We start from the raw sequence: 25098 nt of genomic DNA on the forward strand, positions 1-25098 counted from the left end.
AACGTATTATTTTGTTGTGTGTAACATAGAAGTGACAAAAATCCTTTGATATAATTTGATAAAAGGAGGAGGTAGCAATGAAAATTGTAATTTCTATAGATTCTTTAAAGGGAAGTTTAACCTCAATTGAAGCAGCTAATGCAATAAAAACAGCAATATTGAATGTAGATAATAATTCAGATATAAAAATAATGCCCTTAGCAGATGGGGGAGAGGGAACTGTAGATGCCTTAGTAGAAGGCATGAATGGTGAAGGTAAAATTATATCTGTTACAGGTCCAGTGGAAGAAAAGGTGGAGGCTAAGTATGGGATATTAAAAAATAACAATACAGCAATAATAGAAATGGCTCAAGGGGCAGGTTATGCACTTGTTCCACAAGAACTAAGAAATCCTTTAAAAACTACTACCTATGGAGTTGGAGAAATAATAAAAGCTGCCATAAAAGAAGGATGTAGAAACTTTATAGTTGGAATAGGTGGAAGTGCTACTAATGATGCAGGAGTAGGAATGCTACAGGCCTTAGGATATGAGTTTTATGATGAAAATAATGAACCTGTTGGTTTTGGTGGCCAGGTATTAAATAAGATAAAAACTATAAAAACACATAATAAATTGAAGGAGTTAGATGAGTGTACCTTCAAAATAGCTTGTGATGTGACCAATCCTTTGTATGGAGAAAATGGAGCAGCCTATGTTTATGGACCACAAAAAGGTGCAACTCTTGATATGGTGAAAGAATTAGATAGAGGACTTAGAAATTTTGCACAGGTGGTTAAAAAAGACTTAGGAAAAGATATAGCTGAGACAGAAGGTGTGGGAGCAGCAGGTGGACTTGGATTTGCATTTTTAGGGTTCTTAAATTCAAAACTAGAATCTGGAATTAAGATAATATTAGAAGAAATTAAGTTAGAAGAAGCCTTAAAGGATGCAGATTTAGTTATTACTGGTGAGGGTAGACTAGATAATCAAACTGCCATGGGAAAAGCGCCTATAGGAGTTGCTAAGCTTGCTAAAAAACATAAGGTTAAGGTAATAGCAGTGGCAGGATGCACTACAGAAGATGCTGTTAAGTGTAATGAAGAAGGAATAGATGCCTATTTTTCTATAATAAATTCAGCTATGACTATAGAAGAAGCAGTTAATAAAGAAACAGCTATAAAGAATATGACATCAACAATGACGCAAATTTTCAGACTTATAAAGACAATGAAAGAATAAAAATCTTAAATAGGGGTGACGATAATGGAAGTACAGATTACAACATTAGGAGCTTTACTTGGGCTTGTAGTAGCCATAGTATTAATCATTAAAAAAGTACAACCTGTATATAGTTTAATATTAGGTGCAGTAGTTGGAGGGTTAGTAGGTGGAGCTGGAATTGAAGGAACCGTAAGTGTAATGATAAGCGGAGCAAAAGATATCATGCCAGCAATCCTTCGTATAGTGACCTCTGGAGTTTTAGCAGGAGTACTTATTAAGACAGGAGCAGCAGCTAAAATTGCAGATCAAATTGTAAAAAGCTTAGGTGAGAAAAGAGCACTATTTGCCATAGCGTTATCAACCATGATACTAACAGCTGTTGGAGTATTTATAGATGTAGCAGTAATAACAGTAGCACCTATAGCCCTTGCAATAGCGAAGAAATTAGGATATTCACCTATGGTTATACTTTTAGCTATGATTGGTGGAGGTAAGGCAGGAAATATAGTATCGCCAAACCCTAATACCATAGCAGCAGCAGAAAATTTTGGAGTAGAATTGTCATCTTTAATGGTAGCTAATATAATTCCTGCCATAGTTGGGCTTGTAGTTACAGTAATATTGACTTCTTTACTTAATAAAAAGTATAGAGGTGCAAAAGAAACAAAAATAGAAGATGTTGAAGAGGTGGAATTGCCATCTTTCTTTGCAGCAATAATTGGTCCAATTGTAACTATAATTTTACTATCACTTAGACCATTAATAGGAATATCAATAGATCCACTTATAGCATTGCCAGTTGGAGGTATTATAGGAGTTTTAGTTATGGGTAAAGGTAAAAATATTAACGAATATCTAACCTTTGGATTATCTAAAATGATGCCTGTAGCAATACTTTTAATAGGGACAGGTACTGTAGCAGGAATAATAAAGGCATCAGGATTACAGGCTACAACTATAGGAGTGCTTAATGCTTTAAATATGCCAGCATTTGTATTGGCACCTATTTCTGGAATATTAATGTGTGCTGCTACAGCTTCAACAACCTCAGGGTCAACTATAGCATCAGCTACATTCTCACAAGCCATAGTGGGAGTAGGTATATCACCTATAGGAGGAGCGGCGATGGTTCATGCTGGAGCTACAGTTCTTGATCATCTACCACATGGTTCTTTCTTCCATGCAACAGCAGGAGCAACAGGGATGAGCATAGGACAGCGTTTGAAATTAATACCATATGAATCTTTAGTAGGATTATCAATGACTTTAGTTTCTACAATAATGTGGGGAATTATATTCTAGTTTAGTAAGTATAGATATAATAGTTAAAAAGAAATACAATATTTAAATTTTAAAAGTAATAGAGCAATATCAAGTTTTAAAATCCATAGACTCTTAATTAAATAGGAAAATACTATCATTAAGGAATACTTATGAATTCTTTGATGATAGTATTTTTATTTTAAAGCCTTCTTTAAATCACTAGTCATTGACTATAATATTAATTAATTTTAGTAATTAATAATTAATATGTTAACCTATAAAATTGTAAATTACAAAAGTGTAAGATAAGTGTAAGTTACTTCGATAACATATGTGAACTAAGAGATGTATAATAAACTTATAAGGAGGAGTTGCAATGAAGAAGTTATTAGTTAAACTTACTTTAGGGATTATTGTTTTAATGACAGCACTTGGAGTTTTTGTTTTACAAGATGGATATTCTTTATATAGAGCTGCTACCTCTGATATAGGGGTACAAGAAAAAATTAATGATATAAGAAATGGTAAGGATTATGTAACTATAGATGGAATCTCTAAAGACTTCCTAGATGCTATTGTATCCGTAGAAGATCATAGATTTTATAATCATAATGGAATAGATTTAATAGCCATAGGAAGGTCAGCTATTAGTAATATTGATGCAGGGAAAATAATTATGGGGGGAAGTACAATAACACAGCAATTAGCAAAAAACTTATTTTTTACCCATGAGCAAAGATTGGAAAGAAAAATTGCGGAAATTTTTGTGGTTAGAGAACTAGAAAATAATTACTCAAAGGAAGAAATATTAGAGCTATATGTAAATGTAATATATTATGGCGATGGCTATTCTGGAATTAAACAAGCCTCTAAAGGATACTTTAATACATCACCCAATGAAATAACTTTATCTCAATCATTGTTGTTAGCTGGATTACCACAATCACCAGAAAACTATGCATTATCTAAAAATTATGAAAGAGCAAAGGAAAGAAGTGAAGTTGTATTAATGTCTATGATAAGAAATAATGTTATTTCAAGAGAGGAAGCAGAGTTACTATGTAACGGTAAAATGGATAAAACTTTCAATAAGGCTACGCTTGCTTCAGAAACTATAAATTAAGGGTTGAAAAAGCTATAAATTAAAACTTATAGGTTGTACTTTAATAATAATAGGTACAACCTATATTTTTGTACTTTTAAAGTGGTATGATTAGTATATATAGTATGAGAATATATTTATTAATATTATTTAATTGTAAATAATCGGGGTAAATTTATTTGCAATTGCTAGTTATATAGGGGGTTATTATGGAGATTAAAGATCAAGAAGTAGAAAAAAGTGTGAATATAAAGAAGAGGATAATTATAGGTATTATAATTTCCATTAGTATTTTGCTAATTATATATTTAAGTACATCTTTATATTTTATGAAGAGATTTTATTTTGGAACTAAGATTAATGGAGTTAGTGTTACTGGAAAAACCACGGAAGATATAGAAGCTGATATATTAGCAGAAAGTGAAGCTTATATATTAAAGTTAAAGCAAAGAGGTAATATTGAAGAAAATATAAATGGAAGCGACATTGAATATAAGTATAATTTAGAAAACAAAATTGGAGACTTGAAGGATAATCAAAGTGCTTTTGGATGGATTTATGGAGTTTTTAATACTAGCGATTATAAGTTAGAAAAAAAAGTATCTTATAATGATGAATTGTTAAAAAAGAAGTTTCGTAGTTTAAATTGTTTTAAGAATGATAATGTAATTAAACCTGAGAGTGCTAAAATTGAATATGAAAATAAGGAATACGTAATTAAAGATGAAGTACAAGGAAATAAGGTAAATAAAGATATATTATATAAAAAAGTTAAGGAAGCACTTAATAATAAAGTAGATGAAATAAATTTAGAAGAAATTGAATGCTATGAAAAACCAAAGTATACTGTTGCTTCAAAGGAAGTGGTAAATGCTAAAAATACTCTTGATAAGTATATAGGCTCAGTAATTACTCATAAATTTGGAGATAATAAAGAAGTATTAAATGGAGATTCTATTCATAATTGGCTTGATATTGATAAAAACTTTAAGGTATCTATTAATGAAGAAAAGGCAAGAGAATATGTAAATTCACTGTCTATTAAGTACGATACTTATGGGGCTACAAGAAATTTTAAAACCTCCATTGGAACTACCGTAAATGTAAGCGGAGGTAACTATGGATGGTTAATTAATTATAGTGAAGAAACTGAAACTTTAATTAATGCTATTAAAGATGGAAAAAAGGAAGAAAGACAACCTATATATGCTCAAACAGCTGTAGCTTATGGTGCAAATGATTTCGGAAATACATATGTAGAAATTAATTTAACAACCCAGCATATATGGTTTTACAATGATGGAGTTTTAATTACGGAAGGGCCTATGGTTAGTGGTAATGCTGATAGTAAGCATGCTACTCCACCAGGTATTTACAGTTTAACTTACAAAGAAAAAAATGCAACTTTAAGAGGAGAAAATTATGCGGCACCCGTTAGTTATTGGATGCCTTTCAATGGGGATATTGGTATCCATGATGCTACTTGGCGCTCAAAATTTGGAGGGCAAATTTATATAACAGATGGTTCTCATGGATGTATAAATACTCCATATGATGTTGCTAGTAAGATATTTGAATATATAACTCAGGGTACACCAGTAATATGTTATTTTTAGTTTGATTATATAATTAAACCATAGAACTCTTTTTAGTAAAGTAGAATATTATAATTACTATAGAACTAAAAGGAGTTGAAACTATTTGGCTAGGGAAATTAAAGTTGTGCAGCCAAGTAATCCTACAGACGAGGAAAGGCATAGTATGCTAAGGCTTGCTTTAGAGGAAGTAGGTCGAATAGAAGACTATGATAATTTAATTGAACTACTTAGCCCGCCAAAGGACATTACAACCATATTACCACCGGGTGGATGCAAAGGCATTAATATAGGTATAATAGGAGGAGGAATTGCAGGTTTATCTGCTGCTTTTGAGCTTAGGAAATTGGGTTTTGACATAACTATATTTGAACAGCAAAAGGAACGTATAGGAGGAAGAATTTATACTTACTATTTTGATGAAAATAAAAGATTTTATGGTGAGCTTGGTGCTATGAGAATACCAGTAAGTCATGAAGCTACATGGAAGTATATAAATCAATTTAAATTAAGAACAACACCTTTTATTCAAAATAATGATAATGCCTTTATTTATGTGAGAAATAAAAGAGCTATCAATGATCCAGATGGAATAAGTGTTATGGAGAAAATATATCCTGAATTTAATTTAGCACCATGGGAAAGACAAGAGCCATGGCAAAAGCTTGTAAGTTATGGCTTAGGAGCTAGCTTACTTCAAATTAGCCCAGATATAAGAAGAGAGTTATTACAAAATAAAAAAAGGTACTCTCCAGAAATTGAATACTTTGACAGCTTAAGCATAAGAAGAGAACTTGAAGAACGGGGATTAAGTGAAGGTGCTATAGAAATGTTATCATCTATTGTTACATTTTCTGGATGGCTCTATGATAATAGTTATATAGAAAGTCTCCAAGAACAGTATGCTGTAGATGATGCTTTTAGGTACCAAATTGATGGAGGAACAGTATGGTTACCTATTGCAATGTATCATTCATTAATGTCACTTGACCCTAAAGAGTATAATGACATTTTACAGGATCAACTAGGACATATAACTTGGAAAAGTGGGAATAGAGTAGAAGGTATATACAAAAATAACGAAGATAATAAAGTTATTTTAGAATATAAAAGTGAACAAGAAATAAGTAGTCACCACCAGAGCTTTGATTTTGTAATATGCACTATACCATTTTCTAGCCTTCGTAATGTAAATATATATCCTATGTTTAGCACAGAAAAAATGCAAGCAATCAAAGAGGTTAATTATATAGCAGGACAAAAAACTCTCTTTATGTGTAAGGAGAAATTTTGGGAAGAAGGGGGACCTAGTAAAGCAATAATAGGTGGAGCCTCTTATACAGACTTACCAATAGGAAGTATATGGTACCCATCTTATAATATTGAGTACAATATTGCCGATTTGGAAAGTCAGGTAATACCTTCTGTGAGAAGAGAGTATAAAAGTTATGGAGGGGCTGGGGTTCTTTTAGCATCCTACAATCTATCTAGAGATGCAATGCGTCTTGGTAATTTAGAACCAATAACTAGATTAGAATGGATAAAAATACAAGTAGAGCATGTCCAAGGACTTAAACAAGGATATCTTGATGATATAGTATTAGATAGTAAAACCATACAATGGGATAATGAACAAGGATTTTTTGGAGCTGTTTGCTATTATATGCCTGGCCAAAAAAGGCTATTTGCCTATGCTTCTAGCCAGCCTGAATATGATAATAGAGTATATTTTGCTGGTGAACATATTTCACAGGAACATGGATGGATACAAGGAGCAATAAAAAGTGCAATGATTGCTGCAAATGAAGTAGCAGAACATTGTAAAAATTATATGAAAATAGGTATAAATTAAAAATGAGGTTATATCAAAATATATTAAATCTTATATTAATTTAAGATTAATAGATTATTTTGATATGACCTTTTCTAATATTAATTAAAATAGAGGATATATGCTAAAGGTTGTAACAAATGGTACATAACTTCTGCTACATTTTGTTTATAATAAAGGTAGTAAATCAGTAGGGGGGTATTACCATGAATTTAAATAATTTAATGAGACAACACGGAGACATATCAGATGAAATAAGGCTAATAAAAGAAATGATAAATAAAAATGTTATGGCATTAAATGCAATGGAAGCAGCAAGCCATATAAATAAACTCGCAGGGAAATTACAAATTCACTTAACATCAGAGGATAAATTTTTATATCCAACTTTGATTAATGGTAAAGATTTATCACTTAAGAAAATGGCTAATTTATATATGAATGAAATGGGTGAAATTTCACAAGTATTCACTAGTTATAAAAATAAATTTAATACTAAGAATAAAATTGAAGCTAATTTAATGGAATTTGTTGAAGAAACTAAGTGTATATTAAAAGCTATAGAGACAAGGATTACCAAGGAAGAAAATGAATTATATAAAATGATAAATGTTAATTAGCATCATAAATTTTTATATATTTTATTACTAAAAATGGAATTAATTAATATATTATAGGTGGTTTATACAATAAATTAGTTAATATTAAATAAAAATACAATAAATTGATTTAACACAAATAAAATATTTAAAGAATATAAATTCATAAAATATTATCTTGCATAATTAAAAATGTATGATAATATACAATGGATTATAAGCAAAATAGCTAAATACAAGGGTTTGAAGATGATTTAAAATAGTTCGAATAGAATTATTTTAAATCATTTTTTCATTCAAGTCATTATATTTGCAAGTATAAAAATATTAAATTTCAGTTGTACATAATAATTTTATAAAAATGCTATACTTTATAAAAAGTGTGTGATATAATTAAAAACATGTTATGGGAGTCCAATTATTTTTGTTAAAAAAATATATTTTGCATAAACTAAAGATTATATATTGCATAAATTTATAAAGTTTTTAGTTGAAAATAATAAAAGATGGTGGTGTTTTTTATATGACTAAGAAAAAATTCAAAAGAGTATTAGTAGCAAATAGAGGAGAAATTGCAATAAGAATATTTAGAGCTTGTCACGAGCTTGGAATAAGAACTGTTGCTATATATTCTGAGGAGGATAAGCTTTCTCTTTTCAGAACAAAGGCTCATGAAGCCTATCAGATTGGAAAGAATAAAAGCCCTGTTGACGCTTATTTAAATATTGATGAAATAATTAATCTTGCATTAAAAAAGCGTGTAGATGCCATCCATCCAGGTTATGGATTCCTATCTGAAAATCCTGAGTTTGCTAGAAAGTGTAAAGAGGCAGGAATAGAATTTATAGGACCTAAAGCAGAAATGATGGATAGATTAGGGGATAAAATAAAATCAAAAATTGTAGCAAAAGAAGTTGGTGTACCTGTAATACCAGGAGTAGAAAAACCAATTAATTCAGAGACGGAAGCAATTAAATTTGCAAAAGAATGTGGATATCCAATCATGCTAAAGGCTGCTGCCGGTGGTGGTGGAAGAGGTATGAGGATAGTAAGAAAAGAAGAAGAACTTCTTGAGTCTTTTAAAAGTGCTAAAAATGAGGCAAAAAAGGCTTTTGGAATAGATGATATATTTATAGAAAAATATCTAGAAGGACCTAAACATATTGAGATTCAAGTTCTTGGAGATAAGCATGGTAATATAGTTCACCTTTATGAGAGAGATTGTTCAATACAAAGAAGACATCAAAAGGTTATTGAATTTAGCCCAGCAGTATCTCTAAGTGAAGAAAAAAGACAAGTTATCTGTGAAGATGCTTTAAAGATTGCAAAATCTGTAGGATACATAAGTGCCGGAACTTTAGAGTTCTTAGTAGATATACATGGCAATCACTATTTTATTGAGATGAATCCAAGAATACAAGTAGAACATACTGTTAGCGAAATGACTACAGGAATAGATATCGTTCAAAGTCAAATTTTGATAGCACAGGGATATAGTTTAGATTCTAAGGAAATAGGAATCTGTTCACAAGAAGATGTAAAACCAAGAGGTTTTGCAATCCAATGTAGGGTAACTACAGAAGATCCTTCTAATAGTTTTGCCCCAGATACAGGGAAAATAGATGTTTATAGAACAGGTTCAGGATTTGGGATAAGACTAGATGGAGGAAATGGATTTAGTGGTGCTGTAATTAGTCCATATTACGATAGTTTACTTGTAAAAACAACAGCTTATTCTAGAACCTTTGAAGATACAATTAGAAAATCCATACGTTCCATTAAAGAGTTGAATATTACTGGAGTTAAGACCAATATAGATTTTCTAATAAACGTATTAAATAATGAAACCTTTAGAAGAGGACAATGTGATACTAATTTCATAGCAGATAATCCTCAATTATTTGATATAAAACCTAGAACTGATGAAGAATATAAGGTTTTAAAAATCATTGGAGAAAAAATAGTAAATGAAACTAAGGGAAATAAGAGAGAATTTGACGTACCAGTTATTCCAGTTATAGACTCTTTAGAAGGAATACAAGGTACTAAGAAAATATTAGATGAACAAGGTCCACAGGGTGTTGTAAATTGGATCAAGAATCAGAAAAAACTATTAATTACTGATACTACTATGAGGGATGCACAACAATCCTTAATGGCTACAAGAGTGAGAAGTAGAGATATGTTCAACATTGCAAAGGCGACCTCAGCCTATGGAAGAGATTTGTTTTCTCTTGAGATGTGGGGGGGAGCTACCTTTGATACGGCTTACAGATTCTTAAAAGAATCTCCATGGGAAAGACTTGAGGAATTAAGAAAAAGAATTCCTAATGTTATGTTCCAGATGCTGATAAGAGGAGCTAATGGAGTAGGATATAAAAATTATCCAGATAACGTAATAAGAGAATTTATAAGAGAATCTTCAAAGAGTGGTATAGACATATTTAGAATTTTTGACTCACTTAACTGGTTAAAGGGTATAGAGACATCGCTTGATGAAGTTTTAAACTGTGGGAAATTAGCAGAAGTTGCTCTATGCTATACTGGAGATATTTTAGATGTAACTAGAGATAAATATAGTCTTGAATACTATGTAAATAAGGCTAAAGAAATAGAAAAAATGGGAGCTCATATACTTGCTATAAAGGATATGTCTGCATTGCTTAAACCTTATGCAGCTAAAAAACTTATTAAGGCATTAAAAAATGAGATTTCAATACCTATTCATTTACATACTCATGACACTACTGGAAATGGTGTAGCAACTGTGCTTATGGCAGCCGATGCAGGAGTAGATATTGTAGATACAACCTTTAATAGTATGTCTGGTTTAACTAGCCAACCAGCTCTAAACTCTGTAGTAGCAGCTCTTGAAAATACAGACAGAGATACTGGCATAAATGTAAGTGAAATTCAAAAGTTATCAAATTATTGGGATGCTGTAAGACCAGTATATGAACAGTTTGAATCAGGACTTAAGTCAGGTAGAGCAGAAATTTATAAATATGAGATTCCAGGGGGACAATATTCAAACTTAAAACCTCAGGTAGAAAGTTTTGGACTTGGTCATAGATTTGAAGAAGTTAAATCTATGTACAAAGAGGTAAATAATATGGTAGGGGATATAATAAAAGTTACACCTTCTTCAAAAATGGTAGGGGACATGGCTATTTTCATGGTTCAAAATGGATTAACTTCTGAAAATATCTGTGAAAAGGGAAGAAATATGGCTTTTCCAGATTCGGCAGTATCTTATTTCAAAGGGATGATGGGTCAACCAGAAGGTGGATTCCCAGAGGAACTACAAAAGATAGTTTTAAAGGGTGAAAAGGCTATAACAGATAGACCAGGAGAATTATTACCACCTGAAGACTTTAATAAAATTGAAGAATATTTAAAGGATAAATATAAATATACTCCATCTAAAAAAGATGTTATAAGTTATGCTTTATATCCTGAAGTATTTGAAGATTTCTTAAAATTTGTTTCAGAATATGGTGATGTAAGTCGTATGGGTAGTGATGTATTCTTCCATGGACTTGCAGAGGGTGAAACATGTGAAGTTGAAGTTGCAGAAGGCAAGACCCTTATAGTTCAATTTATAGAAATAGGTAAATTAGATTCAGAAGGATATAGAACTCTAGCCTTTGAAATTAATGGAAATAGAAGAGAAATTAAAATTAAAGATAAAACAGCAAGTGCTTTAAAGAGTAATGGTAAAGATAGCTCTATAAAGATGGCTAATGCTGAGGATAAGCTAGAGATTGGAGCGAGTATTCCTGGAACTATAATTAAAGTCTTAGTAGAAAAAGGACAACAAGTTAAAGAGGGAGAAAGCTTACTGACAATAGAAGCAATGAAAATGGAAACTAATATAGTAGCTTCTATGGATGGTACTATTGACTCCATCCTTGTATCAGAAGGACAACAAGTAAAGACAGGACAATTACTAGTAAAATTAAAGTAATAACATCTACTTAATTTGTAGCAAAATAAATTGCCTATAAAAAATTTATATATATTATAAAAGACTTACTTAATGTTTTATCACTAAGTAAGTCTTTTGCATTGTCATTATACTGACTAAATATTATAATGAGTAATTGATTTTCACATTAAGCAGTAGTTGGTGGAGTGAAAACTCTTGTAGCAAGTTCTTCATCTAACATATATAAAGCTGCTGGATTATCTTCAGCTCTTTTAATCTTTTTAAGAAGAGTGTTGAAGGTGTTTTCTTCTTCAACCTGCTCATCTATGAACCATCTAAGTAAGCTTATAGTTGCATGTTCTTTTTCTTCGGAAGCAATATCTGCTAACTTATAAATTCTACTTGTAACTAGTTGTTCATGTTTATAACCAGTTTCAAATACATCTATTATACTTTCATATTTGCCCTCTGGTTTATCAATTTTATCTAATTCAACAACACCATTTTTTTGAAAAATATAGTCATAAAGTTTCATTGCATGGAATAATTCCTCTTGAGCTTGAACTCTAAAGAAATTAGCTATTCCACCTAAATCAACAGATTCAGCATAGGCTGCCATAGCTAAATAAGTGTAAGATGAGTAAAATTCAAAGTTTACTTGGTCATTAAGATTTTTTAATAAATTATCACTTAACATTAGTATACCTCCTTATAATCCTTAGTTTATTGTAGGATTTTAAATATTTAGTACTATTCTACATGATTTACCATAGTTATTCAAATTATAACAACTATAACAATTTAATAATAGGAATAAATATAAAAAGTCCTAAAATATTGTAGAAGGTAAATTTCTTTAAAAACTTACCACTATAGGATTTAAATTCCTTCACATATAACTTAAATGATATAACACTTGCCATAGATGCAATTATTGTGCCCATTCCTCCAACATTAACACCTAGTAAAAGCTCTTTATAATAATTTGTGAAGTTTGCAATGAGCATTGTAGCAGGTACATTACTTATACCTTGACTCAGCAGAATAGATGCAAAGTAAGTATTATTAGCTCTATTTAGTATTTGTGATAAAAAGCTTTTTACAACACCTAGAGAGGAAATATTGCCTATAAATATGAAGAAACCTATAAAAGTAATAAGTAAGGAGTAATCCACTTCCTTTAATAGATTTTTATTGATTATCAAGGTTAATATCAAGGTTACCCCCATGGAAGTTCTATAATCTATAAATCTAAATACAGATAAAATAGCTATAATAAATAAAATAGTAAAAATAATAATACCTTTTGTGTTGAATCCGGAAATATTATCTAGACTAGGAACCTTAATATTTTCTTTATTATTTATAATTAATATAGTTAAAAATATAATAGCAGTTATAACTAAAGGTAGAGTTATCCTAAAAAAGTCCACAGGAGTTAGATTATAAAAGGAATAAATAAAAAGATTCTGTGGATTTCCCATAGGGGTTAGACTACTACCTAAGTTGGCAGCTAAAGTTTGAAAAATTACTAGTTTTAATGGATTAACCTTAATCTTTTTACTAATTATTATAGTTAACGGTACAAAGGTAAGTAGAGCTACATCATTAGTTACTAACATTGAGGAGAAAAAGGTTATAAATATTAGGGAAAAACATAATGATGTGTAGCTTGTACATTTATTTAATATAGACACTGCAATGAAGTCTAATATCTTTAAATCTTTAAAGGCTGCCACAATAATCATTAAATTTAGCAATAAAAATAAAACCTTAAAATCTATATACTCTATCTTGGGTATAGCTATAAAGGAAGAGAGAATAGCTAAAGTTATAGCTATTACTAATATAGTCTCGGTTTTAAAGAATTTTATAATTTGATTTTTATAAATTTGTACTATTTTCATTTGTATATCTCCATTTTAAAAATTAAGCTATGTATTACTTTGATTATAAATTAATTATTAAGTAAAACATAGCCTAAATATAATTATATATTTAATTAATTGAAGGTTTCCAAGTACCCTTATAATAAAAGTATACAGATAACGCAGTTCCTATTATCCAACCAAGAGGGAAGGCCCACCAGATACCGGAGTATCCTATTATTGAAGCTAAAATGAAGGAAAGGGCTACTCTTAGTATTAAATCAGAAAAGGTGGCAAACATAAAGTCTTTCATAGCTCCAGCTCCACGTAGAACACCATCACATACCATCTTAAGACCTACTACTAAATAAAACGGTGCTAGGGTTCTTAGAAACTCAGTACCCACATTAATTACATCTATGCTCTCACTAGAATCTACAAACAATCCAATTAATTTTGGAGCAAGGATTAAAAATAGAATAAGAATTCCACCACATATACTTAAGGTTATAGCTACTGCAGCTTTATATCCTTCTCTCACCCGGGAAATTTTCTTTGCACCAATGTTTTGTGCAGTGAAGCTAGAAAGTGCACTAGACATAGTACTCATAGAAGTAAGAGCAATGGTATGAACTCTAAAGGCAGCAGAATATCCTGCTACGACTATGGCTCCATAACTATTAACTAGACCTTGTACACAAATTTGACCTACAGATATAAAGGATTGTTGCATTATACTTGGTATGGCAATTCTACTTATACGCTTTAAAATGTAACTACTAAAGTAAGGATACTTTTCAGTGACTTCAATTTTACGTAATCTCATAATAAGGCACACTATAGCTAGTATAGAAGAAAGACCTTGAGCAATAAAAGTAGCCCAAGCAACTCCAGATACACCCATTTTAAAAGTTATAACAAACACTAGGTCTAAAATAATATTAAATATAGAAGAGAAAATTAAAAGATATAAAGGTGTTTTGGAATCTCCTAAACCGTTAAATATGGCGGTGGCAGTATTATATAAAAATAAAAATATAATTCCGCTTATGTATATTTGTAAATAAAGGGCAGAATCAGAAAATATATTTTCTGGAGTATGAAGAAGTCTCATAAGAGGCTTACAAAAAATACTACCCAAGATAGTTAAAATAATGCTAAGACTAGTTAGAGATATTATAGCTGTTGAAATTGCAGATTTCATAGTAGTATATTTTTTTGAACCAAAGATTTGTGCAACTACAACAGAGCATCCCATACTAGAGCCTACAGCTACGGCGATGAATAGTGCAGTTATAGGATAAGAAGCACCTACAGCAGCTAAAGCATTTACTCCTATAAATTTTCCTGCTACAATACTATCCACAATATTATAAAGTTGTTGAAAAAGTGAACTAAGTAACATGGGAAGAGAAAAAGTCCATAAAATTTTAAAAGGGTTTCCAATGGTCATATCAGTGATAGAACTATCTTTAATCTTATTATCCCTTTTAGTGATAGTTTCAGAGTTCATAATAGTTTACCTCCTCAAATGATATAATTATAGATTTTAATCTAAAGTTTATAATTTAAAACTAAGTTTATATATACCTTAAGATAAAAAAATCCCCTTATCATTATAGGATGTATGTAAAAGAAGAGCAACGAAGGATATATATAGGAATATTGTGATAAAATTAGAATAATAGGGTACATTGGAGGTAATTGATTAGATTTGCTCTAGGAGCCTTAATTACAGTAATATCAATGGGTTTACCATGTAAGAACATAACATTATTGAAACTGGAGAAATTAATATAAAATATTAAATCAATGGAGTGATAATATAATGAAAATATTAATAATGCGTGTGACACTAAGAGCTTCGTGGGTACATTCTTTAAAGGAAAAGAGAATGGTGATAAAGAGTTTAATGCAAAGACTAAGAAATAAGTTTAATATTTCTGTTGGCGAAGTTGATGAACAAGATATACATCAAACATTAGTTATAGGTATTGCAGGAGTTTGTGGAACATCAGCTCAGGTCCATTCTACCATGGAAAATATAATAAATTTTATAGAAGAAAATACAGATGCAGAAATAATTAAAATTGAGAACGAGGAAGATGTGTTTTGATGTGGTATTAAATGGTGAAAAATTTTAGAAGATATTAAAAAGGGGAAAGTTGCAACACACATAGAGGAAATAAAATAATAAATATTAATAATTCTTTATGTAATTGTATTCACGGTTATAAATTCCATTGACTTCATAGTTAAGCTGTGGGTATTATGTTCTAATAGTGGTAAATAATTAAAGTTAATTATAGAACAGATAATTAAATTATTAATTTATATTATTAGTATTAAAAAATATTTACAAAGGAGGAATTATAAAATGAAATTAATTTTAAAATACTTAAAAAATTATAAAATGCTTCTTATGATTAATATAATATCAGTATTTGGCTTTGCTTTAGTTGAACTTGGAATACCAACTATTATGGCTAAAGTTATCGACAAGGGAATAGCTAATGGTGATATAGAATATATAAAAACAATGGGACTTATAATTGTAGTTATATCTATAATAGGGGTTTTAGGGACAATATTGTTAGGATATTGTTCATCTAAAATATCTACAAATGTAACTAGAGATATAAGGAATGATATATTTAAGAAATCACAAGAGTTTTCTCATAGTGAATATGATAGATTTGGTATATCATCAATGATTACTAGAACTACCAACGATGCATTTCAAGTAATGCAATTTATAAATATATTACTGAGATTAGCGTTGATTACACCAGTAATGTTTATAGTAAGCTTAGTGATGATACTTAAAACAAGTTCATCCTTATCAAGTATATTAGCTGTTACATTACCATTTATAATTATTGGTGTATTCATAATAGCTAAAATTTCCCATCCGTGGTCAGAGATTCAACAGAAAAATTTAGATAAGTTAAACAGAATATCTAGAGAAAATTTGACAGGAATAAGGGTAATAAGAGCTTTCGGTAATGATGATCATGAAAGAGAAAGATTTGCTAAAACTAATAAGGACTATACTGAGATTTCAAAGAAGATTTTCAAGCTTATGTCTATATCTCAGCCAAGCTTTTTCTTAGTGCTTAATTTAGCAATCATAGCCATATTCTGGATTTCTAGTAGCATGATAAATGTCGGAACTCTTCAAGTAGGACAATTAGTTGCTTTTATAGAGTACTTATTCCATGCTATGTTTTCACTTATGTTATTTTCAACTGTATTTGTTATGTATCCCAAAGCACAAGTTTCATCTAATAGAATACAAGAGCTATTAGATGCTGAACCTATTATCAAGAATCCTGAGAATGGAATCAAGAAAAGTAATAATGAAGGAAATGTAGAATTTAATAAAGTTACCTTTACTTATCCAGATGGAGAAGTACCTGTGCTTAAAGATATTTCCTTTACAGCTAAAAAAGGAGAAACTATTGCGTTTATAGGAAGTACTGGTAGTGGAAAAAGTACACTAATAAACCTAATTCCTAGATTTTATGATGTTACTGAAGGAAGTATAAAGATAGATGGGATAGATATTAGAGAATATGATTTAAAGACTTTACGTAAAAAAATTGGATTTATACCTCAAAAGACTAGGTTATTTACAGGAAGTATAGATACAAATATTAGATTTGGTAAAAAGAAAGCTACTGTAGAAGAGGTTGAATATTCTTCAAAGGTGGCCCAAGCCTATGACTTTATAATTAAAAAACCTAAGAAGTTTGAGGAGTTAATAAGTGAAGGGGGAGGTAATGTATCTGGAGGTCAAAAGCAAAGAATATCTATTGCTAGAGCTATAATAAGAAGGCCTGCAATATATATTTTTGATGATAGCTTTTCTGCCTTAGATTTCAAAACAGATGCTACTCTTAGAGCTAAGCTTAAAAATGAAACTAAAGAGGCTGTAGTATTGATAGTTGCTCAAAGGATAAGCTCTATTATGGATGCTGATAAAATTATAGTATTAAATGAAGGTGAAGTAGTTGGAATAGGAACTCATAGAGAGTTACTGAAAAATTGCGATATATATAAAGAGATTGCATCATCACAATTAACAAAGGAGGAGTTGGCATAATGAAGAAGATTAAAAATACAGTAAGTAAAATTTCTCCCTTTGTAAAACCTTATAAATGGCCTTTTATAGGGGCCATAATATTTGTAATTATAGCAGCGGTCTTTACTGCTCTAGCTCCCATGACAGAAGGATTAATTATAACTCAGCTTACCAAGGATGCCTTTGATATGGCGAAAGGAGTAGCAGGAGCTTCAGTAAACTTTAATTATATAATAAAAATTTTAATAGTTTTAGCCTTTGTATATGTAGGAGGTACAGCATCAACATATGCAGCTAGCTTCATGTTAACTAATGCAATTCAAAATACCATGAGGGATTTAAGAAATGCAGTTCAAGATAAAATTAGAAAATTACCAGTGAGTTACTTTGATAAAAATAGCTATGGAGATGTATTAAGTCGTATTACCAATGATATAGATACTATATCTAATGCATTACAGCAAAGTTTTGTTCAAGTAGTTAATGCAGTTCTTTCATTAACTTTTGCCTTGATAATGATGTTTACAATAAATGTGAAGATGGCACTAGTAGCTATACTTATAATACCTATAAGCTATATGATATCTAGAGTTATAGTTGGAAGATCACAGAAACTGTTTTATAAGCAACAAAAGGCTCTAGGAAACCTAAATGGTAAGGTTCAGGAGATGTATACGGGCTTTAATGAGATAAAATTATATGGAAAGCAAGATGATGTTATAAGAGAATTTGGAGATATAAATCAAGAACTTTGTAGTACTGGATTTAAAGCTCAATTTATATCAAGTATAATGTCACCCCTAGTTTCTCTAGTAAGTTATTTAGGAATTGCAGCCATTGGAGTATTAGGTGCAATTAATGCCATAGCAGGTGCCATTACTGTTGGAAACCTACAAGCATTTATTCGTTATATATGGCAGATAAATCAACCTCTTTCACAGGTAACTCAATTATCCTCAGCTATACAATCAGCTTTTGCTGCAGTTGATCGTGTATTTGAAATATTAAATGAGGAGGAAGAAATTTCAGATAAAGAAGATTCAATAAAATTAGAAAATCCACGTGGTAATGTTATCTTTGAACATGTTAAGTTTGGGTATAGTGACGACAAGCCATTAATAAAGGACTTAAGTGCAGAGGTAAAGAGTGGGCAAATGGTAGCCATTGTAGGTCCTACAGGAGCAGGTAAAACTACTCTTATAAACTTGCTTATGAGATTTTATGATATCAAAGAGGGAGCTATAAAGATAGATGGAGTAGACATTAGAGACATGAAGAGGGAAGATCTACGTTCAATATTTGGAATGGTTCTTCAAGATACATGGCTGTATAATGGTACAATTTACGATAATATAAAGTATGGTAGATTTGATGCTACGAAAGAGGAAATAATAGAAGCTGCTAAGATAGCTAATGTACACCACTTTATAAAGACTCTCCCTGATGGGTATAACATGTTTCTTAATGAAGAAGCATCTAATATATCTCAAGGTGAAAAGCAATTGTTAACTATTGCTAGAGCTATAATATCAGATCCTGCCATATTGATATTAGATGAGGCAACAAGCTCTGTAGATACTAGACTAGAGCTATTACTTCAAAAAGCTATGAAGAATATAATGAAGGGAAGAACAAGCTTTGTTATTGCCCACAGACTTTCAACTATCCGTAGTGCGGATTTAATTTTAGTTATAGATGAAGGTAATATTATAGAGCAAGGAACTCATGAAGAGTTAATGATAAAGGGTGGTTTTTACGAGAAACTTTATAATAGTCAATTTAGAAATAATGAAGAAGTAAGAAGTTAAATAATATTAGAAAACGTCTCTTTTTAAGAGACGTTTTTATATTTTTTTAATATACATATATCACAATATAAAATTAAATATACATTTAATTTTATAGTTTAAGTAACCTAATATCATGAAACCCGCATGAGCACAACAACTAGTTAACTAGGTAAATATTTAAATAGGTTTATAGGTATATATTTAAATAGGAACATAGTTTTATAGCTTCATATTTAAATAGTTTATGGTTAAAATCCTATTGAATTTTATTTTTAATTTAATTATTCTGTAATGACATAAATTACAAGTAAGGAATAAAACTATTGAAAAGTAAAATAATGGGTAATACAATATAAGGTATAAGGAATATAGTTAACTATGTTCCATTAAATTATAATTAGGGGGAAAGGGTATGAAAGAGAAAAAAAGACTTACGGCGTTTATAATGTCATTATTTTTATTTGCAACCTTAGTAATGCCAATAAATATTACTGAGGCATATGCAGAAGATAATGATAAAACAAATAATAGCCAAGCTGTAGCTAGTGACGAAAACAGTATAGAGACACAATTACTAGAGGAGACTAATTTAAGTAAGGTTAACAAGGTAGTTGACATTATAAGTTTTAATGATTTCCATGGCAATGTATTAGAGTCTGGTAAAAACATTGGAGCTGCAAAATTAGTAGGAGTTGTAAATGAATATAAAGCTAAAGCTACTACTGAATATGGTGTTATACCAGTATCAGCAGGAGATTTATATCAAGGGACAGCAATTTCTAATCTTACCACTGGTAAACCAGTAACAGCTATGCTAAAAGCTATGGGACTTGAAGCATCTGCTATAGGTAATCATGAATTTGACTGGGGCATTAATAATATAAATGCTTGGTCAAAAGAAGGTGGATTCTCCTTCTTAGCTGCCAATATAGTTAAAAAAGGTACTGAAGAAAGAGTAAGCTATGCGCAACCATATAAAGTAGTTGAAAGAAATGGAGCAAAAATAGGGTTAATAGGAATTTCTACTCTAGAGACAGCAACTTCTACTTTAGCTGAAAATGTAAAAGATGTAGATTTCTTAGATCCAGTAGATACTGTTGCTAAGTGGAACAAAGTACTTAGGGAAACAGAAAAGGTTGATGCTGTAGTAGTTATAGCGCATGCCGGAGCGTATCAAGATATTAATACAAAAGAAATAACTGGGGAAGCTGCTGATATAGCAAAAGTTGAAGGTGTAGATGCTGTAATTGCAGGTCATAACCATTCTGTAGTTTCAGGCGAGGTAAATGGAGTACCAGTAGTAGAAGGTGGATATAATGGTAGAGCCTTAGCTAAGCTTACATTTACCTTTGATCATAGCAACAAACTTATAGACGTAGAGCCTAGTGTGGATGTGTTTTTAGGTAAAGAGGCTACCCTTCCAGTAGATGAAAATGTATTAAAGGAAGTAAATGATATGAATTCAGGTTTAAGTGAAATATTAGGACAAAAGGTAACTTCACTTAAAGAGCGTTTAAGTCATGATGATAAAAACACTGCAGTAACTCCACTTGGTGTAACTGTAGCAGAAACTATGAGAAAAATAGTAGGAACTGAGATAGCTGTAACTAATGGTGGTGGAATTAGAAGAAGTCTAGAACAAGGAAATGTCACTATTGGTGATATGTACGAAATTCTTCCTTTTGATAACACTATAGTAACTCTTGATGTTAAGGGTTCAGACTTATATGGCATCATAGAACATGGAATTAATACAGAGGGATTTGCATGGGGTCAATATGCAGGTATAAAGGTTTGGTGTAATCCAGAAGATGGCAAAGTTTCATCTATAAGATTAAATGATGGAACTAAAATTGATATGGATAAATACTATTCGATAGCAATAAATGACTTTATGTTAACAGGTGGAGATAAATATGATTTCTCTAATGCTATAAATGCAGTTAACACAAATGTAGTTATGAGAGATGCAATGGCTGAAGACTGGAACCAAAATGGTGTCCCTAAAGTAGATTTTAATGTATTAGTAGCAGGAGAAGATACAACTGTAGATAAGCCTACAGAAGAAAAACCAACAGAACCTAATGTTCCAGAAGAAGAAAATAAGCCATCAACTCCAAATACTAATAATCCAAGTAAACCAAGCAATCCAAGCAAATTACCTCAAACTGGTGCTCCATTAACCCCAGATGCATTTGCAATTATGGGAATTGTGGTAATTGCATTAGGTGGATATATTGCTAAGAAAAAGAAAAAGTCAGCATAATAAATTGTTAAAATTTTTTTAACGAGCTTTAAAATAAAATTTTTTACTTGATATAATATAGATATAGCACGTAGCTTAACAGCGTAAGTTCGATTGTTAAGCTTATGTGCTTTTTATTTTGGAGGTGATTTTCAATATGTGAATAACTCATAGAGCAATACATAGAAAGAATCATCCCTTTTTTATTATGCAGTTTTGGGGTAATATAGAGGATAGTGATAGGACTAAAGAAAAATAAAGTAATGGAGGGATATAATGAAGGCTTTAATGGATTTACATACCCATACTATTTCTAGTGGGCATGCTTATAGTACTTTAAAGGAAAATATTGAGGAAGCTAGAGATAAGGGGCTAAAGGTCCTTGGAGTTTCAGATCATGCTATATCTATGCCAGGTACAGCTCATGAATATTATTTTAATAATTTAAAGGTGATTAAGGATGAAATTATGGAAGTTAGAATTCTAAAAGGAATAGAGGCTAACATAATGGATTATGAAGGTAGAATAGATGTACAAGAGGAGCTGGCACTAGAACTTGACTATGTCATAGCTAGTATGCATCCACCTTGTGTAGCACCAGGAACCATTGAAGAAAATACTAATGCTTTAATAAAGGTTATGGATAATCCTTATGTTAAAATCATTGGTCATCCTGATGATAGTAGATTTCCTTTAGATTATGAAAAAGTAGTATTAGCGGCTAAAGAAAAAAATATGGTTTTTGAAATGAATAATACATCCATATCTCCAAAGAGCTTTAGAAGAAATGCTAGAGAAAATCAAATAACTCTTCTAAACTTATGTAAAGAACATGGAGTTAAAATAATCATGGGCAGTGACGCTCATATTTATTATGATGTAGGAGAATTTTCATCCTGCTATGAGTTACTTAAGGAGATAGATTTCCCAGAGAAACTTGTTTTAAATTTTAATATGGATTCCTTAGAATATATATTAGGAAAAAGATAATATAAGGTGATATATCAACAAAATGTTATAGTTGTGTGGATATATCACCTTTATTAATAATTAATTGTGTATAAAATCACTAAAGTGGAATACTATTTATGAGGTGATTTTATGAAATCTGTATGGAGTGAAAGCTGTAATTTTAAAAAGAGGGAATCCTTAAATGGAAATATAGAGGCAGATGTAGTAGTTATAGGAGCTGGTATAACAGGAATATTAACTGCCTATATGCTAAAGAAAAAAGGAATAGATGTAGTTATAATTGAGGCTGAAGAGATTTGTAGTGGAAATACAAAAAATACTACTGCGAAGATAACTTCTCAGCATTCCTTAATTTATGATAAGTTAATTAAGGAATTTGGAGAAGCGAAGGCAAGACAATATGCAAGTTCCAATGAGTTAGCTATAAAAAAATATAAAGAAATAATAGAGAATGAGAGAATTAAGTGTGATTTTGAAGAGAAGGATGCTTATCTATATACTATGGACAATGTTGAAGCTTTAAAAAAAGAATTAGAAGCGGCAACTAAGTTAGGAATAAAAGCTAAACTTTTAGAAAATACAGAGCTTCCTTTTAAGGTTAAGGCAGCTTTGAAATTTTATAACCAAGGTCAATTTAATCCCCTTAAGTTTTTAGAAGTTATTACTGAAGACTTAACCATTTACGAAAATACTAAAGCTTTAGAAATTAAAGAGGAGCTAGTTGTTACAGATAAAGGGATGGTTGCTGCTAAGGTAATAGTAGTAGCTACTCACTATCCAATTATGAATACACCTGGGTATTATTTCATTAGAATGCATCAAGAAAGATCCTATGTTATAGCTTTAGAGAATGCTCAAGATGTCAATGGAATGTACATTGGTATTGATAAATGGGGATACTCTTTTAGAAATTATAAGGACTTATTATTGCTTGGTGGAGGTTCTCATAGAACTGGTAAGAATGAAGCTGGTGGTAAATATGAAGAATTAAGACAGGTAGCAAAGGAGTTATATCCCAATGCTAAGGAAAAATATCATTGGTCTGCTCAAGATTGTATTCCTATAGATGAAATACCTTACATTGGTCAATATTCCACTGAAACTCCTAATGTATATGTGGCAACGGGTTATAAAAAATGGGGAATGACATCTTCTATGGTGGCAGCTATGATTTTATCTGATATGATATCCGGAAATAAAAATGATTTTGCAGAGATATTTTCTCCTACAAGATTTGATATGTCAGCATCAAGTAAAAACCTAACCCAGGATGTAATAGAAACTACAAAGAATTTTATAGCACAAAAAATTCACATTCCAAGTGAGCAGGTAGAGAAGGTAGAAGCTGGTCATGGTGGAATTGTAGAATATAATGGAGAGAAAGTTGGGGTATACAAAGATAATGATGGTAATATATTTACTGTAACTACAAAATGTCCTCATTTAGGCTGTGAGCTTCAATGGAATCCTGATGAGTTATCATGGGATTGTCCATGTCATGGTTCTAGATTTGATTACAAGGGTAATTGGATAGAAAGTCCAGCTATTAGGGGATTATCCCATGAATAAAATTAAATGTTATACAAGGAAAAAGAATTTTTTTGAGGGCTGGTATTTTAAACATCAAAAGGGTGAGGATACTATATCCTTTATACCTGGCATAAATATAGATAGTAAAGGAAATAGATCAGCCTTTATACAAGTGATAACTAATAGAAATTCATATAATATAAATTATAGTTTTTCTAAATTTATAGTTTATAAAGATAAGTTAAGAATAAAAATTGGAGATAGTACTTTTTCATCTAAAGGCATTGAAATCCACATTAAAGATGAGGGCTTAACAATAGATGGAAAAATAGAATATGACTTATTGACTCCTGTAAAATATGACATCATGGGACCTTTTAGCTTTATACCTTTTATGGAATGTAGCCATGGCATTATTAGTTTATATCATAAATTAAGGGGGAATTTAATTATTAATGGTGAATATGTAAGTTTTAATGATGGAGTTGGATATATTGAAACAGATAGAGGCAACTCTTTCCCCAAAACTTATTTATGGACCCAGTGTAATGATTTTAAAAATGAAAAAATATCTATAATGGCAGCTATAGCAGATATACCTTTTATGGGAATAAATTTTAAAGGATGTATATGCGTTGTATATTATAAAGGAAGAGAATATAGATTATCCACCTATAATGGAGTTAAGATTCTTAAATATAATTGCAAGTCACTAATGTTAAAAAGAGGTAAGTATGAACTACAGATAAAAGTTACTGATGGAAATCCACAAAAGTTATTAGCACCCTCAAGTGGTAATATGTGCAGAACTATTCATGAAAATGCAGCTTGCTCAGCTAACTATAAGTTTTATATAGAGGATAATTTAGTCTTTGATATAGAAAGTGATAACTGTAGTTTTGAATATGTGGATAGATAGGAATTTAAATGTCTCTAGACCTGATAAAAACTAAATTCTAAACTAATATTAAACTAGCATTAAAAATATAAAGATGCTAGTTTAATATTTTTAAAAAGACTATTTCATAAATATATATCTATATGGTATATTAAAACAATAGCAAAAAAATATATATGGAGGGTTTATTC

The 25098-nt window shown here is 30.6% G+C and carries 17 protein-coding genes; 14 read left to right on the forward strand and 3 right to left on the reverse strand.

The window, feature by feature from the left end; translation table 11 throughout:
* Window positions 1-77: 77 nt before the first annotated feature.
* The 7 genes from B3B03_RS10110 to B3B03_RS10140 all read left to right on the forward strand — a co-directional run bounded on the left by B3B03_RS10110 (window position 78) and on the right by B3B03_RS10140 (window position 11559).
* On the forward strand, window positions 78-1220 hold the full coding sequence (locus tag B3B03_RS10110; protein ID WP_346847295.1) for a glycerate kinase: 1143 nt from the start codon (window positions 78-80) through the stop codon (window positions 1218-1220).
* A 24-nt stretch (window positions 1221-1244) separates the two neighbouring features.
* Entirely contained in the window at window positions 1245-2504 is a 1260-nt protein-coding gene (locus tag B3B03_RS10115; RefSeq protein ID WP_346847296.1) for a GntP family permease, read from the forward strand.
* 337 nt (window positions 2505-2841) lie between these two features.
* Window positions 2842-3588, forward strand: coding sequence for a biosynthetic peptidoglycan transglycosylase (locus B3B03_RS10120; protein WP_346847297.1), 747 nt, complete (start codon window positions 2842-2844; stop codon window positions 3586-3588).
* Between the two features lie 188 nt (window positions 3589-3776).
* On the forward strand, window positions 3777-5183 hold the full coding sequence (locus B3B03_RS10125) for a L,D-transpeptidase family protein (protein ID WP_346847298.1): 1407 nt from the start codon (window positions 3777-3779) through the stop codon (window positions 5181-5183).
* A gap of 85 nt (window positions 5184-5268) precedes the next feature.
* Window positions 5269-7014, forward strand: coding sequence for a flavin monoamine oxidase family protein (locus tag B3B03_RS10130; protein ID WP_414632296.1), 1746 nt, complete (start codon window positions 5269-5271; stop codon window positions 7012-7014).
* Window positions 7015-7199: 185 nt separating this feature from the next.
* A complete protein-coding gene (locus B3B03_RS10135) occupies window positions 7200-7613 on the forward strand; it encodes a hemerythrin domain-containing protein (RefSeq protein ID WP_346847299.1) in 414 nt (137 codons plus the stop codon).
* Between the two features lie 502 nt (window positions 7614-8115).
* A complete protein-coding gene (locus tag B3B03_RS10140) occupies window positions 8116-11559 on the forward strand; it encodes a pyruvate carboxylase (protein ID WP_346877230.1) in 3444 nt (1147 codons plus the stop codon).
* A 148-nt stretch (window positions 11560-11707) separates the two neighbouring features.
* On the opposite strand, the gene B3B03_RS10145 is transcribed toward B3B03_RS10140, so the two are convergent.
* The 3 genes from B3B03_RS10145 to B3B03_RS10155 all read right to left on the reverse strand — a co-directional run bounded on the left by B3B03_RS10145 (window position 11708) and on the right by B3B03_RS10155 (window position 14901).
* Window positions 11708-12217 carry a ferritin gene (locus B3B03_RS10145; RefSeq protein WP_346847301.1) on the reverse strand — a complete coding sequence of 170 codons (510 nt, stop codon included), beginning with the start codon at window positions 12215-12217 and terminating at the stop codon, window positions 11708-11710.
* Between the two features lie 94 nt (window positions 12218-12311).
* The gene (locus B3B03_RS10150) at window positions 12312-13427 is read right to left on the reverse strand and encodes an SLC13 family permease (RefSeq protein WP_346847302.1); all 1116 of its coding nucleotides are present in this window, start codon (window positions 13425-13427) and stop codon (window positions 12312-12314) included.
* Window positions 13428-13518: 91 nt separating this feature from the next.
* Complete coding sequence (locus tag B3B03_RS10155) at window positions 13519-14901, reverse strand: MATE family efflux transporter (protein WP_346877231.1); 1383 nt, start codon at window positions 14899-14901, stop codon at window positions 13519-13521.
* Window positions 14902-15216: 315 nt separating this feature from the next.
* Here B3B03_RS10155 and B3B03_RS10160 point away from each other — a divergent pair, with 315 nt between their 5' ends.
* The 7 genes from B3B03_RS10160 (at window position 15217) to B3B03_RS10190 (ending at window position 24928) form a co-directional block, all read left to right on the forward strand.
* Window positions 15217-15504, forward strand: coding sequence for a DUF503 domain-containing protein (locus B3B03_RS10160; protein WP_035131176.1), 288 nt, complete (start codon window positions 15217-15219; stop codon window positions 15502-15504).
* Window positions 15505-15765: 261 nt separating this feature from the next.
* Window positions 15766-17493, forward strand: coding sequence for an ABC transporter ATP-binding protein (locus tag B3B03_RS10165; protein ID WP_346877232.1), 1728 nt, complete (start codon window positions 15766-15768; stop codon window positions 17491-17493).
* Window positions 17493-19280, forward strand: coding sequence for an ABC transporter ATP-binding protein (locus B3B03_RS10170; RefSeq protein ID WP_346877233.1), 1788 nt, complete (start codon window positions 17493-17495; stop codon window positions 19278-19280). Before B3B03_RS10165 ends, B3B03_RS10170 begins: the two co-directional genes overlap by 1 nt.
* A gap of 394 nt (window positions 19281-19674) precedes the next feature.
* Entirely contained in the window at window positions 19675-21528 is a 1854-nt protein-coding gene (locus B3B03_RS10175) for a 5'-nucleotidase C-terminal domain-containing protein (RefSeq protein ID WP_346877234.1), read from the forward strand.
* A 255-nt stretch (window positions 21529-21783) separates the two neighbouring features.
* The gene (locus tag B3B03_RS10180) at window positions 21784-22497 is read left to right on the forward strand and encodes a phosphatase (RefSeq protein WP_346877235.1); all 714 of its coding nucleotides are present in this window, start codon (window positions 21784-21786) and stop codon (window positions 22495-22497) included.
* Between the two features lie 111 nt (window positions 22498-22608).
* Window positions 22609-24048, forward strand: a complete 1440-nt coding sequence (locus tag B3B03_RS10185; protein ID WP_346877236.1) for an FAD-dependent oxidoreductase — start codon at window positions 22609-22611, stop codon at window positions 24046-24048.
* The gene (locus B3B03_RS10190; protein ID WP_346877237.1) at window positions 24041-24928 is read left to right on the forward strand and encodes a tocopherol cyclase family protein; all 888 of its coding nucleotides are present in this window, start codon (window positions 24041-24043) and stop codon (window positions 24926-24928) included. Before B3B03_RS10185 ends, B3B03_RS10190 begins: the two co-directional genes overlap by 8 nt.
* Window positions 24929-25098 lie beyond the last annotated feature (170 nt).

Source organism: Clostridium sp. UBA5712, from assembly GCF_002419845.1.
In the GTDB taxonomy this organism is placed as follows: Bacteria; Bacillota; Clostridia; order Clostridiales; family Clostridiaceae; genus Clostridium_J; species Clostridium_J sulfidigenes.

Coding starts and splice junctions, on each gene's coding strand:
- B3B03_RS10110 (WP_346847295.1), top strand. CDS start 78: ATGAAAATTGTAATTTCTATAGATTCTTTAAAGGGAAGTTTAACCTCA.
- B3B03_RS10115 (WP_346847296.1), top strand. CDS start 1,245: ATGGAAGTACAGATTACAACATTAGGAGCTTTACTTGGGCTTGTAGTA.
- B3B03_RS10120 (WP_346847297.1), top strand. CDS start 2,842: ATGAAGAAGTTATTAGTTAAACTTACTTTAGGGATTATTGTTTTAATG.
- B3B03_RS10125 (WP_346847298.1), top strand. CDS start 3,777: ATGGAGATTAAAGATCAAGAAGTAGAAAAAAGTGTGAATATAAAGAAG.
- B3B03_RS10135 (WP_346847299.1), top strand. CDS start 7,200: ATGAATTTAAATAATTTAATGAGACAACACGGAGACATATCAGATGAA.
- B3B03_RS10140 (WP_346877230.1), top strand. CDS start 8,116: ATGACTAAGAAAAAATTCAAAAGAGTATTAGTAGCAAATAGAGGAGAA.
- B3B03_RS10145 (WP_346847301.1), bottom strand. CDS start 12,217: ATGTTAAGTGATAATTTATTAAAAAATCTTAATGACCAAGTAAACTTT.
- B3B03_RS10150 (WP_346847302.1), bottom strand. CDS start 13,427: ATGAAAATAGTACAAATTTATAAAAATCAAATTATAAAATTCTTTAAA.
- B3B03_RS10155 (WP_346877231.1), bottom strand. CDS start 14,901: ATGAACTCTGAAACTATCACTAAAAGGGATAATAAGATTAAAGATAGT.
- B3B03_RS10160 (WP_035131176.1), top strand. CDS start 15,217: ATGAAAATATTAATAATGCGTGTGACACTAAGAGCTTCGTGGGTACAT.
- B3B03_RS10165 (WP_346877232.1), top strand. CDS start 15,766: ATGAAATTAATTTTAAAATACTTAAAAAATTATAAAATGCTTCTTATG.
- B3B03_RS10170 (WP_346877233.1), top strand. CDS start 17,493: ATGAAGAAGATTAAAAATACAGTAAGTAAAATTTCTCCCTTTGTAAAA.
- B3B03_RS10175 (WP_346877234.1), top strand. CDS start 19,675: ATGAAAGAGAAAAAAAGACTTACGGCGTTTATAATGTCATTATTTTTA.
- B3B03_RS10180 (WP_346877235.1), top strand. CDS start 21,784: ATGAAGGCTTTAATGGATTTACATACCCATACTATTTCTAGTGGGCAT.
- B3B03_RS10185 (WP_346877236.1), top strand. CDS start 22,609: ATGAAATCTGTATGGAGTGAAAGCTGTAATTTTAAAAAGAGGGAATCC.
- B3B03_RS10190 (WP_346877237.1), top strand. CDS start 24,041: ATGAATAAAATTAAATGTTATACAAGGAAAAAGAATTTTTTTGAGGGC.